This is a genomic window from Pseudomonas sp. GP01-A4, from assembly GCF_058780865.1.
Map to the genome: position 1 here is coordinate 1 of NZ_JBYSWF010000019.1, position 14,798 is coordinate 14,798.

11 protein-coding genes are annotated in these 14,798 nt (G+C 61.8%); 8 read left to right on the forward strand and 3 right to left on the reverse strand.

Annotated elements, in window-relative coordinates:
* Positions 1-144 precede the first annotated feature (144 nt).
* The 3 genes from gatB to gatC are packed head-to-tail and all read right to left on the reverse strand — an operon-like array spanning position 145 to position 3,356.
* Positions 145-1,590 (reverse strand): Asp-tRNA(Asn)/Glu-tRNA(Gln) amidotransferase subunit GatB, encoded by a 1,446-nt coding sequence (gene gatB, locus AC3WKX_RS13450; protein WP_003216073.1) that lies wholly within the window; start codon positions 1,588-1,590, stop codon positions 145-147.
* A 10-nt stretch (positions 1,591-1,600) separates the two neighbouring features.
* Positions 1,601-3,052 (reverse strand): Asp-tRNA(Asn)/Glu-tRNA(Gln) amidotransferase subunit GatA, encoded by a 1,452-nt coding sequence (gene gatA / locus AC3WKX_RS13455; RefSeq protein WP_008437245.1) that lies wholly within the window; start codon positions 3,050-3,052, stop codon positions 1,601-1,603.
* A gap of 16 nt (positions 3,053-3,068) precedes the next feature.
* A complete protein-coding gene (gene gatC, locus AC3WKX_RS13460) occupies positions 3,069-3,356 on the reverse strand; it encodes an Asp-tRNA(Asn)/Glu-tRNA(Gln) amidotransferase subunit GatC (RefSeq protein ID WP_003216077.1) in 288 nt (95 codons plus the stop codon).
* 210 nt (positions 3,357-3,566) lie between these two features.
* On the opposite strand from gatC, the gene mreB reads away from it, so the two are divergent.
* From mreB to tldD, 8 genes are all read left to right on the forward strand, one after another.
* A complete protein-coding gene (mreB, locus tag AC3WKX_RS13465) occupies positions 3,567-4,604 on the forward strand; it encodes a rod shape-determining protein MreB (RefSeq protein ID WP_002555108.1) in 1,038 nt (345 codons plus the stop codon).
* Positions 4,605-4,744: 140 nt separating this feature from the next.
* Positions 4,745-5,854 carry a rod shape-determining protein MreC gene (mreC, locus tag AC3WKX_RS13470; RefSeq protein WP_080673268.1) on the forward strand — a complete coding sequence of 370 codons (1,110 nt, stop codon included), beginning with the start codon at positions 4,745-4,747 and terminating at the stop codon, positions 5,852-5,854.
* Entirely contained in the window at positions 5,854-6,342 is a 489-nt protein-coding gene (gene mreD / locus AC3WKX_RS13475; RefSeq protein WP_003216081.1) for a rod shape-determining protein MreD, read from the forward strand. The genes mreC and mreD overlap by 1 nt, the downstream gene beginning before the upstream one ends.
* Positions 6,343-6,392: 50 nt before the next feature.
* Positions 6,393-6,989, forward strand: a complete 597-nt coding sequence (locus AC3WKX_RS13480; protein ID WP_003216083.1) for a Maf family protein — start codon at positions 6,393-6,395, stop codon at positions 6,987-6,989.
* 70 nt (positions 6,990-7,059) lie between these two features.
* Complete coding sequence (rng, locus tag AC3WKX_RS13485; RefSeq protein WP_003216085.1) at positions 7,060-8,517, forward strand: ribonuclease G; 1,458 nt, start codon at positions 7,060-7,062, stop codon at positions 8,515-8,517.
* A 76-nt stretch (positions 8,518-8,593) separates the two neighbouring features.
* Positions 8,594-12,409, forward strand: a complete 3,816-nt coding sequence (locus AC3WKX_RS13490) for a YhdP family protein (RefSeq protein WP_102606314.1) — start codon at positions 8,594-8,596, stop codon at positions 12,407-12,409.
* 48 nt (positions 12,410-12,457) lie between these two features.
* The gene (locus tag AC3WKX_RS13495; RefSeq protein WP_008437218.1) at positions 12,458-13,306 is read left to right on the forward strand and encodes a carbon-nitrogen hydrolase family protein; all 849 of its coding nucleotides are present in this window, start codon (positions 12,458-12,460) and stop codon (positions 13,304-13,306) included.
* A gap of 16 nt (positions 13,307-13,322) precedes the next feature.
* Entirely contained in the window at positions 13,323-14,765 is a 1,443-nt protein-coding gene (gene tldD / locus AC3WKX_RS13500; protein WP_010170608.1) for a metalloprotease TldD, read from the forward strand.
* Positions 14,766-14,798: the final 33 nt, after the last annotated feature.

The following is a 14,798-nucleotide window of genomic DNA, read 5'->3' on the forward strand; positions in this document are numbered from 1 at the left end:
GGCTTGCTCGCGAATGCAGTGTGTCAGGCAACGAATAGGCTGACTGATCCACCGCTTTCGCGAGCAAGCCCGCTCCCACACAAGCCCGCTCCCACAAGGGGTCAGAGTTGGACGTGAGGTCCTGCTCCGACCATTTCACCGCGTTTAGCCTTCGAGTTTGCTTTTCAGCAGTTCGTTGACCTGTTGCGGGTTGGCCTTGCCTTTGGAGGCTTTCATCGCCTGGCCGACAAAGAAGCCGAACATCTTGCCCCGCTTGGCTTCATCCGCCGCACGGTATTGTTCAACCTGCTCGGCATTGGCTGCCAGCATCTCGTCGAGCACGGCCGAAATCGCGCCGCTGTCGGTGACTTGCTTCAGGCCGCGCTTTTCGATGATCTCGTCAGCGTTGCCTTCGCCGGCGGCCATGGCTTCAAACACGGTCTTGGCGATTTTGCCGGAGATGGTGTTGTCCTTGATCCGCAGCAACATGCCGCCCAACTGTTCTGCCGACACCGGTGCTTCGTCGATTTCCAGGCCCTGTTTGTTCAACAGGCTGCCCAGCTCAACCATCACCCAGTTGGCCGCCAGTTTGGCGTCGCCGGCAATGCTCACGACTTTTTCGAAGTAGTTGGCTTGCTCGCGGCTCGACGCCAGCACGCTTGCGTCATACACCGAAAGCCCGAACTGCGCCTGGAAACGCTCGCGTTTCTGCGGTGGCAGTTCCGGCAGCGTGGCGCGCACGTCAGCCAGGAACGAGTCCTCGATGACCACCGGCAACAGGTCCGGATCGGGGAAGTAACGGTAGTCGTTGGCTTCCTCCTTGCTGCGCATGGCGCGGGTTTCGTCTTTGTTCGGGTCGTACAGGCGGGTCTGCTGGATCACCTTGCCGCCGTCTTCGATCAGCTCGATCTGGCGACGTACTTCGGTGTTGATCGCCTTCTCGATGAAACGGAACGAGTTGACGTTCTTGATCTCGCAGCGGGTGCCGTACTCGGCCTGGCCCTTTGGCCGCACCGACACGTTGCAGTCGCAACGCAGGGAGCCTTCGGCCATGTTGCCGTCGCAGATCCCGAGGTAACGCACCAGCGCGTGGATCGTCTTGACGTAGGCCACGGCTTCCTTGGCGCTGCGCATGTCCGGCTCGGAAACGATCTCCAGCAGCGGGGTGCCGGCGCGGTTCAGGTCGATGCCGGTGGCGCCGTTGAATTCTTCATGCAGGCTCTTGCCGGCATCTTCTTCCAGGTGCGCACGGGTCACGCCGACACGTTTGATGGTGCCGTCTTCCAGCGGGATGTCCAGGTAGCCCTTGCCGACGATCGGCAATTCCATCTGGCTGATCTGGTAGCCCTTGGGCAGGTCCGGGTAGAAGTAGTTCTTGCGGGCGAACACGTTGTGCTGGCCGATCTCGGCATCGATGGCGAGGCCGAACATCACCGCCATGCGCACCGCTTCCTGGTTCAGCACCGGCAGCACGCCGGGCATGCCCAGGTCTACCAGGCTGGCCTGGGTGTTGGGTTCTGCGCCGAACGTGGTGGCGCTACCGGAGAAAATCTTCGATTGGGTGGCGAGCTGGGTATGAATCTCCAGCCCGATCACGACTTCCCATTGCATAGTGTTCTCCTCAGAAGCCGGTAGGGGTGCGAGTGTGCCAGTCAGTGTTCAACTGGTACTGGTGCGCCACATTGAGCAGGCGGCCTTCCTGGAAATACGGGGCGAGCAGTTGCACGCCCACCGGCAAGCCATCGACGAAACCTGCAGGCATGGACAAGCCCGGCAGACCGGCGAGGTTGGCGGTGATGGTGTACAGGTCTTCCAGGTACTCGGCGATCGGGTCGCCGGTCTTGGCGCCGATCTTCCAGGCCGGGTTCGGCGTGGTTGGGCCGAGGATCACGTCGACTTCATTAAAGGCAGCCATGAAGTCGTTCTTGATCAGGCGACGGATCTTTTGCGCCTTGAGGTAGTACGCGTCGTAGTAGCCGGCCGACAGGGCGTAGGCACCGACCATGATCCGGCGTTGTACTTCCGCGCCGAAACCTTCGCCACGGGAGCGCTTGTACAGGTCGGTGAGGTCTTTCGGGTTTTCGCAGCGGTAGCCGAAGCGCACGCCGTCGAACCGCGACAGGTTGGAGGACGCTTCTGCCGGGGCGATCACGTAGTAGGCCGGAATCGCGTGCTGGTTGTTCGGCAGGCTGATTTCCTTGATCACGGCGCCGAGCTTTTCCAGCTCCTTGACGCTGTTGTGCACCAGTTCGGCGATGCGCGGGTCGAGGCCGGCGCTGAAATACTCTTTCGGCACGCCGATGCGCAGGCCTTTGATCGAGGTATTCAGGCTGGCGCTGTAGTCCGGCACGGGTTCATCAATGCTGGTGGAGTCCTGCGGATCGAAGCCTGCCATGCCTTGTAACAAAATTGCGCAGTCTTCAGCGGTGCGTGCCAGGGGGCCGCCCTGGTCGAGACTGGAGGCATAGGCAATCATGCCCCAGCGGGAAACGCGACCGTAGGTCGGTTTCAGACCGGTGAGGTTGGTGAAAGCGGCCGGTTGGCGGATCGAGCCGCCAGTGTCGGTAGCCGTGGCGGCAGGTAACAGACGAGCGGCAACCGCGGCCGCCGAACCACCGGACGAACCACCGGGCACGTGCTCGAGGTTCCACGGGTTTTTCACCGCGCCGTAGTGGCTCGACTCGTTGGCCGAGCCCATGGCGAATTCGTCCATGTTGGTCTTGCCCAGGGTCACGGCCCCGGCAGCGGCCAGCTTGGCGACCACAGTGGCGTCGTAGGGCGCCTTGAAATTGTCGAGCATCTTCGAGCCGCAGCTGGTGCGAATGCCCTGGGTGCAGAACAGGTCCTTGTGGGCAATCGGCGCACCCAACAGGGCGCCGTTCTCACCGTTGGCGCGACGTGTGTCGGCGGCCTTGGCCTGGCTCAGGGCCAGCTCTTCGGTGATGCTGATGAAGCTGTTGACCTTAGGGTCCAGCTCGGCGATACGCGCCAGCAGGGTCGTGGTCAGCTCTTCGGAAGAAAACTTTTTGTCGGCGAGACCGCGGGCGATCTCGGCCAGAGTCAATTGATGCATTGCAGGCTCTTTCCCTTTAGTCGATGACTTTCGGAACCAGGTACAGGCCGTTTTCGACCGCTGGCGCGATGGACTGGTAAGCCTCGCGATTATTGCGCTCGGTCACGACGTCGGCGCGCAGGCGCTGGCTGGCTTCCAGCGGGTGAGCCAGGGGCTCGATGCCGTCGGTATTCACGGCTTGCATTTGGTCGACCAGCCCGAGAATGCTGTTCAGGGCTGCGGTGGTCTGTGGAAGATCGGCTTCATTGAGGCCCAGGCAGGCCAAATGAGCGATTTTTTCCACGTCGGAGCGTTCAAGCGCCATGGGATTCTCCAGTGGAAAACAGAACGGAAGCTATCCGTGTGTTAGATTGTAGGAACACTACCGCATTTCTACGGTCATATGGCCGCGATTGTGGGGGTTGGTGCACAGAAAGTCGGCCAATTTAGCACATTGGCGCCTTGCCCAAAATCCCTGTCGTTGTTAGAGTTTGCCGCACTTTTTTACCCACGCGTTGCCTAGGGTCCCTTTCCCATGTTCAAGAAACTGCGTGGCATGTTTTCCAGCGATCTTTCCATCGACCTGGGCACTGCCAACACCCTTATTTACGTGCGCGAGCGCGGTATCGTCCTGAATGAGCCATCGGTTGTGGCCATTCGGACCCATGGTAATCAGAAAAGTGTCGTTGCCGTTGGCACCGAGGCCAAGCGCATGTTGGGCCGAACACCGGGCAACATTGCTGCCATTCGTCCGATGAAGGATGGCGTGATTGCTGACTTCAGTGTCTGCGAAAAGATGCTGCAGTACTTCATCAACAAGGTTCACGAAAACAGTTTCCTGCAGCCCAGCCCTCGTGTGCTGATCTGCGTTCCGTGCAAATCCACCCAGGTGGAACGTCGTGCCATCCGTGAGTCGGCCCTTGGCGCCGGTGCCCGTGAAGTGTTCCTGATTGAAGAGCCAATGGCCGCTGCGATCGGTGCCGGCCTGCCGGTTGAAGAAGCGCGCGGTTCGATGGTGGTGGATATCGGTGGTGGTACCACTGAAATCGCCCTGATCTCCCTCAATGGTGTGGTGTATGCCGAATCCGTACGGGTTGGCGGCGACCGCTTCGACGAAGCGATCATCACCTACGTGCGTCGCAACTACGGCAGCCTGATCGGCGAATCCACCGCCGAGCGCATCAAGCAGGAAATCGGTACCGCTTACCCGGGCGGCGAAGTTCGCGAAGTCGATGTTCGCGGTCGCAACCTGGCCGAAGGCGTTCCACGTGCCTTCACCCTGAACTCCAATGAAGTGCTGGAAGCTCTGCAAGAGTCCCTGGCCACCATCGTTCAGGCGGTGAAGAGCGCCCTGGAGCAATCGCCTCCGGAACTGGCTTCCGATATCGCCGAGCGTGGCCTGGTACTGACCGGTGGTGGCGCCTTGCTGCGCGACCTCGACAAGTTGCTGGCCCAGGAAACCGGTTTGCCAGTGATCGTCGCTGAAGACCCGTTGACCTGCGTCGCCCGCGGCGGTGGCCGTGCACTGGAAATGATGGATAAACACACCATGGACCTGCTCTCCAGCGAATAAGAATTTGCTGGTTTGCCCATGTTTCGCTCACAGGCAGCACTTTGCAGTGCTGCCTGTTGGCGTTTATCTTCTTCAATCTGCATCCAGGCCGGTTTGATGCCGTATGAATAAAGAAAACATTTGCCTGGGAGGAGCGGCTTATTAAACCGCTTTTTTCCAAAGGCCCCTCATTGGGCGTGCGCCTGTTGGTGCTGGTCGTGCTATCGGTTGCGCTGATGGTGGTCGATGCTCGCTTCACACTGCTCAAGCCAGTGCGTAGCCAGATGTCGCTGGTCCTGATGCAGACGTACTGGATCACTGACCTGCCGCAGCGTCTCTATCAGGGTGTCGCCAGTCAATTTGGCAGCCGCACCGAACTGGTGGCGGAGAACGAAAAACTCAAGACCGAAAACCTGCTGCTGCAGGGGCGCATGCAAAAGCTCGCGGCCCTCACCGAGCAGAACGTTCGGCTGCGCGAGTTGCTCAATTCCTCTGCGCTGGTCAATGAGAAGGTCGAAGTGGCCGAGTTGATCGGTATGGATCCGAACCCCTTCACCCATCGCATCATCATCAACAAGGGTGAGCGCGACGGCGTAGTCCTTGGCCAACCGGTGCTCGATGCCCGTGGCTTGATGGGCCAGGTGGTGGAGTTGATGCCTTATACCTCCCGCGTGCTGTTGCTGACCGACACCACCCACAGCATCCCGGTGCAAGTCAACCGCAACGGCCTGCGGGCGATTGCCAGCGGTACCGGTAACCCGGAACGCCTGGAGTTGCGTCACGTCGCAGACACCGCCGACATCAAGGAAGGCGACCTGCTGGTCAGCTCCGGCCTGGGTCAGCGGTTCCCGGCAGGCTACCCGGTCGCGACGGTCAAGGAAGTGATCCACGATTCCGGCCAGCCGTTCGCCATTGTGCGTGCCGTGCCGACCGCCGCATTGAACCGCAGCCGTTACCTGTTGCTGGTGTTCAGTGACAACCGCACCCCGGAAGAGCGTGCCAACGAAGCCGCCCAGGCCCAGGAAGCGGAAGACAAGCAAAACGGCACCGCGCCGATCATTCCGGCCACCGTGCCAAAACCGGCGGCACCTGCTGCCCCGGCAGCCGCTCCGGCAACGCCAGCCGCGCCGGTTGCGACACCGGTCAAGCCTGTGGCCCATAGCGCGCGTCCGGCCAAGCCTGCGGCTGCAACACCTGCCGCTGCCAAACCGCCCGCCGCCGCCAAACCACCGGCCGCGGCCCCGGCAACCACTCGGCAGAGGGAAGAATAATGGCCGGTACTCATTCGCGTAACGGCTGGATCGTCTGGCTGACCTTTGCCATCGGCTTGCTGCTCAGCGTTTCGCCGCTGCCGCAATTCATGGAGATCCTGCGCCCGCTGTGGCTCGCCTTGCTGCTGGCGTTCTGGGCCCTGGCGCTGCCGCACAAGGTCGGGATGGTCACGGCCATGTGCCTGGGGCTGATGGAGGATGTGCTCTACGGCACCCTGCTCGGGCAGAACGCGTTGATCCTGACCCTGATTACCTTCCTGGTGCTGTCATTGCAGCAGCGCCTGCGGATGTTCCCGATGTGGCAACAGTGCCTGGTGATCCTGGTGATCTTCGGCCTGGCGCAGTTGGTACAGCTGTGGCTCAGCGCCTTGACCGGCAACCGCCAACCGACCCTGGCGCTGGTGTTGCCCGCGCTGGTCAGCGCGCTGTTGTGGCCCTGGGTCAGTTTTGGCCTGCGTGGATTGCGTCGTCGCTATAAAATCAATTGAATGGATCGCGAGGCTCTGCCTGGTTATCGAACCCTACAGGGAGAGTCTGCATGAATTCGCTTTATCTGGCCTCGGGCTCCCCGAGGCGGCGTGAGCTGCTGACACAGATCGGCGTGCCGTTCACCGTCGTCAGCGCCGCCATTGATGAAACTCCCCTTACAAATGAATCGCCCGCGTCCTACGTAGAACGCCTGGCGCGCGGCAAGGCTGCGGCCGGTCGAGCGACCTTGGCCGATGCCACCGGCGCCTGTGTGCTGGGCGCGGACACAGCCGTGATCCTCGACGGCCGGATCCTCGGTAAACCCGTGGATCAAGCCGATGCCCTGGCCATGTTGCTGGCCCTTTCCGAGCGTGAACACGAAGTGTTGACGGCCATTGCCCTGATTGACGGCCAGCGTTGCGAAACGCAGCTGGTCAGCAGTCGTGTGCGCTTTCGCAGGATTTCAGCGGACGAAGCCACCACTTATTGGCACAGCGGCGAGCCCCAGGACAAAGCGGGCGGCTATGCTATCCAAGGCTTGGCGGCGGTGTTCGTCGCCGGACTCAATGGCAGCTACTCTGCCGTCGTTGGCCTGCCGGTCTGCGAAACCGCAGAACTGCTGGGCCAATTCGGCATACCCTGTTGGCAAAACCTTACCGTGCGCTAAACGCCGTATTCCAGCGCCAAGCCTTAAGCGATCGGTCACTATTGTGAAAACGCCTGAACGAGACCCAGCCATGAGTGAAGAGATTCTGATCAATATCACGCCGATGGAATCGCGCGTGGCGGTGGTAGAGAACGGTGTTCTGCAAGAAGTGCACGTCGAGCGCACCCAAAAGCGCGGGATCGTCGGGAATATTTATAAAGGCAAGGTCGTGCGTGTGTTGCCGGGGATGCAAGCGGCGTTCGTCGACATCGGCCTGGACCGCGCTGCGTTTATCCATGCTTCGGAAATCTCCCTGCGAGAAGGCCCTGCGGTTGAAAGCATCAGCGCCCTGGTGCACGAAGGGCAGAGCCTGGTGGTGCAAGTCACCAAGGATCCGATTGGCTCAAAGGGCGCACGGCTGACCACGCAACTGTCGATTCCTTCGCGCTACCTGGTGTACATGCCGCGCACGGCCCACGTCGGTATTTCCCTGAAAATCGAAGATGAAGCCGAGCGCGAGCGCCTGAAAAAGGTGGTCAGTGACTGCGTGGCGCTGGAAGGCATCAAGGAGGCCGGCGGCTTTATCCTGCGTACTGCCGCAGAAGGTGCCGGTGCTGATGAAATCCTCATGGACATCCGCTACCTGCGCCGCCTGTGGGACCAGATCGGCGCGCAGATCAAGACGATCGGCGCCCCCAGCGTGATCTACGAAGATCTCGGCCTGGCCCTGCGCACCTTGCGCGACCTGGTCAGCCCGAAGATCGAGAAAATTCGCATCGACTCGCGGGAAACCTTCCAGCGCACTACGCAATTTGTTGCCGAGCTGATGCCGGAAATCGCCGATCGCCTGGAGCATTACCCGGGCGAGCGGCCGATTTTCGACCTGTATGGCGTCGAAGACGAAATCCAGAAAGCCCTTGAGCGCAAAGTGCCGCTCAAGTCCGGCGGTTACCTGGTGGTGGACCCGGCGGAGGCCATGAGCACTATCGACGTGAATACCGGTGCCTTTGTGGGCCATCGCAATCTCGAAGAAACCATCTTCAAGACCAACCTCGAAGCGGCCACCGCGATCGCCCGCCAGCTGCGCCTGCGCAACCTGGGCGGGATCATCATCATCGACTTCATCGACATGGAAGACGAAGAGCACCAGCGCCAGGTGCTGCGTACCCTGGAGAAGCAACTGGAGCGCGATCACGCCAAGACCAACATCATCGGCATCACTGAGCTGGGCCTGGTGCAGATGACCCGCAAGCGCACCCGCGAAAGCCTGGAACAAGTGCTGTGCGAGCCGTGCAGCAGTTGCCAGGGGCGCGGTAAGTTGAAGACCCCGGAAACGGTTTGCTACGAGATTTTCCGGGAAATCTTACGGGAGGCACGCGCCTACCAGGCCGAGGGCTATAGAGTCCTGGCTAACCAGAAGGTGGTCGACCGTTTGCTGGATGAAGAATCCGGCAACGTAGCCGAGCTGGAGGGTTTTATCGGGCGCACCATTCGCTTCCAGGTCGAAACCATGTATTCCCAGGAACAATATGACGTGGTGCTGCTCTGATTCGCGTTAGTTCTTATCAACGAGACGGGCAGGCCTTGATCTGCCGTCCGACTATTGCCTTTGAGGGTCGCCTGACATGGAGCGTCTGATACGCTTTTTTGCCGCATTGACCCGCTGGGGCCTCGGCCTGTGCGCCTTGCTGCTGGTATTGGCGGCGGTGTACGTGAGCCTGGGCCGTGAATTGACGCCGTTGGTGGCGGAATACCGTGGCGAAATCGAGGCCAAGGCGCGTACTGCGCTGGATATGCCCGTGAACATCGGCAGCCTGGAAGGGCGCTGGAGTGGCTTCGCGCCGGTATTGTTGGCTCACGACGTGATGATCGGCGAGGGCAGCAGCGCCCTGCGCCTGGACCAGGTGCAAGTGGTGCCGGATATCTGGGCCAGCCTGCTGGCGCGTGAAGTGCGCATTGCCCACCTGGAAGTCAGCGGCCTGCAAGTCAGCGTGAAGGAAGACCAGGACGGCCACTGGGCGCTGCAAGGCCTGCCGGTGCAGGATGACCAGCCGCTGGATCCCGAACAACTGCTGACGCGCATGCAAATGGTCGGGCAGGTTTCATTGCTCGACAGCCAGGTGACGCTGCAGCCGTTCGACCAGGCACCGCTGACCTTGACCTACGTCGGCGTGAGCCTGCAGACCGGCGCCAACCGCCAGCGCCTGGACGCGCGCCTGACCCTGCCCGACGGCCAGCCCCTGGCGTTGAACCTGCGCACCCGAATCCGCGCCAGCCAGTGGAAAGACGGCGAAGCCGAGGCTTACCTGAGCTTGCCCCAGAGTGACTGGGCAAAATGGATCCCGGCAAAACTGACCCAGCAATGGAAACTTTCCGAACTCAAGGCTGGCGGCGAATTCTGGCTGACCTGGGCCAAGGGCACCGTGCAAAGCGCCGCCGTGCGCCTCAACGCCCCGCAGCTCAAGGGCAGCTATGCCGATCGCAAGCCGACTCATATTGAGAACCTGGCCCTCACTGCGTACCTGCAACGCAATGACAGCGGCCTCAAGGTGCTGTTTGACTCGCTCGCAATGAACCTCGGCGACACCCGCTGGGAATCGCGCCTGCAACTGCAGCAAACCCTGGCCACCGACAAGGCCCAGGAAGTCTGGAACCTGCAGGCCGATCGCCTCGACCTGACGCCGATCACGCCATTGCTGCACACCTTGGCACCCTTGCCGGAAGCCGTGGCCACCACCCTGGATCATCTGAAGGCCACTGGCACGCTGCGGAACGTGTTGCTGGATTATCGGCCTCAAGACACCACCGACCAGCGCGTGAGCTTCGCGGCCAACCTCGACCGTATTGGTTTCGACGCTTACTTCGGCGCACCGGCAGCCCGCAATGTCAGCGGCAGCATCAGCGGTGACCTGGGCAAGGGTGAGCTGCGCATGGACAGCAAGGATTTCTCCTTGCACCTGTTTCCGATCTTCGCCAAGCCCTGGCAGTACATCCAGGCCAACGCCCGCCTGACGTGGAAGCTCGACAAGCAAGGCTTCACCCTGATCGCGCCGTATATCAAGGTGCTGGGCGAGGAGGGCAAGGTCGCCGCCGACTTCCTGATTCGCCTGCATTTCGACCATAGCCAGGAAGACTACATGGACCTGCGGGTCGGTATGGTTGACGGCGATGGGCGCTTCACCCCCAAATACCTGCCGGCGGTGTTGAGCCCGGCACTCGATGAGTGGCTGCGCACTGCGATTCTCAAGGGGGCAGTGGACGAGGGCTTCTTCCAGTACCAAGGCTCGCTGAACCACGACGCACTGCCTGCCTCGCGCAATATCAGCCTGTTCTTCAAGGTGCATGATGCCGAGCTGGCATTCCAGCCGGGCTGGCCGCACGTGAGCAAGGTCAAGGGTGAAGTGTTTGTCGAGGAAAGCGGCGTGCGCATCCTGGCCAGCAAGGGCCAGTTGCTCGACACCAAGGTCAATGATATCTACGTCAACATTCCCCACGCCCCCGAAGGCAAGGACAGCCACCTGCTGCTCACCGGCAACTTTGCCGGTGGCCTGGGCGATGGCCTGAAAATCCTTCAGGAAGCGCCGATCGGCACCGCCTCGACCTTCGCCGGCTGGAAAGGCGAGGGCGACCTGCAAGGCAAGCTGGACCTGGATATTCCCCTGGCCAAGGGCGCCGATCCCAAGATCGTGGTGGATTTCAAGACCGACAAGTCCCGCCTGCAACTGGCCGAGCCTACGCTGGACCTGAGCCAGCTCAAGGGTGATTTCCGCTTCGACAGCGCCAAGGGCCTGAGTGGCCAGAACATCAGCGCCCAGGCCTTCGACCGACCGATCACCGCGCAGATTTTCGCCGATGGCAAGCCAGGCGACCTCAACACCCGCGTCACCGCGAAAGGGCAGGTGACCGTCAAGCGGCTGACTGACTGGCTGAAGGTCAGCCAGCCGTTGCCGGTGTCCGGCGATATCCCCTACCAATTGCAGCTCAACCTCGATGGCGCCGACAGCCAGTTGATGGTCAGCTCCAACCTCAAGGGCGTGGCCGTGGACCTGCCGGCGCCGTTCGGCATGCCGGCGAGCCAGGGCCGCGACAGTGTGTTCCGCATGACCTTGCAGGGTAAGGAGCGCCGTTACTGGTTCGATTATGGCGAGTTGGGCAGCTTCACCTTCGCCGCCCCGGCGGACAATTTCGCCGACGGCCGGGGTGAGCTGTTCCTGGGCGATGGCGATGCGGTGTTGCCGGCCGGCAAGGGCTTGCGAATCCGCGGCGTGTTGTCGGAGCTGGATATCGACCCCTGGAAAAAGCTCGTGGACCGCTACGCCGGCAACGACCCGGGTGGCAGTGCCAAGCAGTTGTTGAGCGGGGCCGATTTCAAGGTCGGCAAGCTGACCGGTTTCGGCACCCAGTTCGACCAGGTCAGCTTGCAGCTGGACCGCAAACCCGCTGCCTGGGGCTTGCAGTTCGACAGCCAGCAGGCCAAGGGTACCGTGGGGTTGCCGGACGCCAAGGGCGCGCCGATTGCAGTCAACCTGCAGTACGTGAAGCTGCCTGCGGTGGATCCGACCGTGCAGGCGGATGAAAATGCGCCGGACCCATTGGCTGATGTTGATCCCAAGGATATTCCCGCGCTGGATATCTCGATTGCCCAGTTGTTCCAGGGCCCGGACCTGGTAGGTGCCTGGTCTCTGAAAGTTCGCCCGACCACCAGGGGCATGGCGTTCAACAGCCTGAACCTGGGACTCAAGGGCATGGTGCTCCAGGGCGCCGGCGGTTGGGAAGGTGCACCTGGTGCCAGCAGCAGTTGGTACAAGGGCCGCCTCGATGGCAAGAACATTGGCGACGTGCTCAAGGGCTGGGGATTTGCGCCGAGCGTGACCAGCGAAGATTTTCACGTGGACGTGGACGGCCGCTGGCCGGGTTCGCCGGCCTGGGTAGGTCCCAAGCGTTTCTCCGGCAGCCTGGACGCCAGTTTCCGCAAAGGCCAGTTTGTTGAAGTGGACGGCGGTGCGCAGGCCCTGCGGGTGTTTGGCTTGCTGAACTTCAACTCCATCGGTCGCCGGCTGCGCCTGGACTTCTCGGACTTGCTTGGCAAGGGCTTGAGTTATGACCGGGTCAAGGGCTTGCTGGCCGCCAGTAACGGCGTGTTTGTAACCCGTGAGCCGATCACCATGACCGGCCCGTCGAGTAACCTGGAGATCAACGGCACCCTGGACCTGGTGGCAGACCGCGTCGATGCCAAGTTGCTGGTGACGCTGCCGGTCACCAACAACCTGCCGATTGCTGCATTGATCGTCGGCGCGCCGGCCATTGGTGGGGCGCTGTTCCTGATCGACAAGCTGATTGGCGACCGTGTTTCGCGTTTCGCCAGCGTGCAGTACAAGGTAGAAGGCCCGTGGAAGGACCCGAAAATCACCTTCGACAAGCCATTTGAAAAGCCAAACTGAGTACCTGTGGAGTAGCATGGCCTCATGCCTTTTCTGGAGTGTGGGCCCATGTCCTTTGCGGTAATTCAAATGGTCAGCCAAAGCGATGTGCTGGCCAACCTGGCCCAGGCCCGGCGCCTGCTGGAGCAAGCGGCGGCGGGCGGTGCAAGGCTTGCGGTACTCCCGGAAAACTTCGCCGCCATGGGCCGTCGCGATGTGGCCGATATCGGTCGCGCCGAGGCCTTGGGCGAAGGTCCGATCCTGCCATGGTTGAAACAGACCGCCCGCGACCTCACCTTATGGATAGTGGCCGGCACTTTGCCGCTGCCCCCAAAGGATCAGCCGAACGCCAAGTCCAATGCCTGCTCGCTGCTGATCGATGATCAGGGCGAAATCGTTGCCCGCTACGACAAGCTGCACCTGTTCGATGTCGATGTGGCCGATGCCCGGGGTCGTTATCGTGAATCCGATGACTATGCTCATGGTAGCCAGGTGGTCGTGGCGGATACGCCGGTCGGCCGCCTGGGGCTGACGGTGTGTTACGACTTGCGCTTCCCGGAGCTATACAGCGAATTGCGCGCTGCGGGTGCCGAGTTGATCACCGCGCCCTCGGCCTTTACAGCGGTAACCGGCGCCGCGCACTGGGATGTGCTGATCCGTGCGCGTGCCATCGAGACCCAGTGCTACCTGCTGGCGGCCGCCCAGGGTGGCGTGCATCCGGGGCCCAGGGAAACCTTCGGGCATGCAGCGATCATCGACCCATGGGGGCGGGTGCTGGCACAACAGGATCAAGGCGAGGCGGTGTTGTTGGCCGAACGCGATAGCAGCGAACAGGCGTCGATACGGACGCGCATGCCGGTGGCGGGCCACCGGCGCTTTTTCTCGCAGGGCGCACAGCGACCTGCTTCAGAACGATGAATTTAAGGCCAAACCTATGAGCGAGTTGTTGTCCTCAGTCAGTGAACACCTCCTGGCGCCTGGTGGCGTGACCATCGAAAGCTTGCAAACGGTCCTCGGCGATCTGGCCGGGCCAGGCATCGACGCTGCGGACCTGTATTTCCAGGGGCAGATTTCCGAGTCCTGGGCCCTGGAAGACGGGATCGTCAAGGAAGGCAGCTTCAACCTCGACCAAGGCGTGGGTGTGCGTGCGCAGTCCGGTGAAAAAACCGGCTTTGCCTACAGCAACGCCATCACCTTGGAAGCCCTGGGGCTGGCGGCTCGTGCAGCGCGTTCGATCTCCCGTGCCGGGCAAAACGGCACGGTGCAGGCGTTCAGCACCCAGGACGTGGCCCAGCTGTATGCCCCGGATAACCCATTGGAAGTGATCAGCCGCGCCGAAAAGGTCGAGCTGCTCAAGCGTGTGGACGCGGCGACCCGTGCCCTGGACCCGCGTATCCAGCAAGTCACCGTAAGCATGGCCGGGGTGTGGGAACGCATCCTCGTGGCCTCCACCGATGGCGGCCTGGCGGCGGATGTGCGGCCGCTGGTGCGCTTCAATGTCAGCGTGATCGTCGAACAGAATGGCCGTCGCGAGCGCGGTGGCCACGGCGGCGGCGGGCGTACCGACTACCGTTATTTCCTCACCGAAGACCGCGCCATGGGGTATGCCCGTGAAGCGTTGCGCCAGGCCCTGGTCAATCTGGAAGCAATTCCGGCCCCGGCGGGTACGTTGCCGGTGGTATTGGGCTCTGGCTGGTCCGGCGTGCTGCTGCATGAAGCGGTGGGCCACGGCCTGGAAGGTGATTTCAACCGCAAGGGCAGTTCCGCCTACAGCGGGCGCATGGGCGAGATGGTTGCGTCCAAGCTCTGCACCATCGTCGATGACGGTACCCTGGCCGGGCGTCGCGGTTCGTTGAGCGTCGATGACGAAGGCACCCCGACCGAGTGCACCACGCTGATCGAAAACGGTGTGCTCAAGGGCTACATGCAAGACAAGCTCAACGCGCGCCTGATGGGCGTGGCCCGCACCGGTAACGGTCGTCGCGAGTCCTACGCGCACCTGCCGATGCCGCGCATGACCAACACCTACATGCTCGGCGGCGAAAGCGATCCGGCCGAAATCATCGCCTCGGTGAAACGCGGCATCTACTGCGCCAACCTCGGTGGTGGGCAGGTGGACATCACCAGCGGCAAGTTCGTGTTCTCCACCAGCGAGGCGTATTTGATCGAAGACGGCAAGATCACCGCGCCGGTCAAGGGTGCAACGTTGATTGGCAACGGCCCGGAAGCCATGAGCAAGGTGTCGATGGTCGGTAACGACCTGTCGCTGGATAGCGGTGTGGGGACGTGCGGCAAGGATGGTCAGTCGGTGCCGGTGGGTGTCGGCCAGCCAACCTTGAAAATCGATGCGATCACCGTGGGTGGCACGGGGTCGTAAGAACGGGAGCTTCGGGTGGCGAAGGCCGCCACC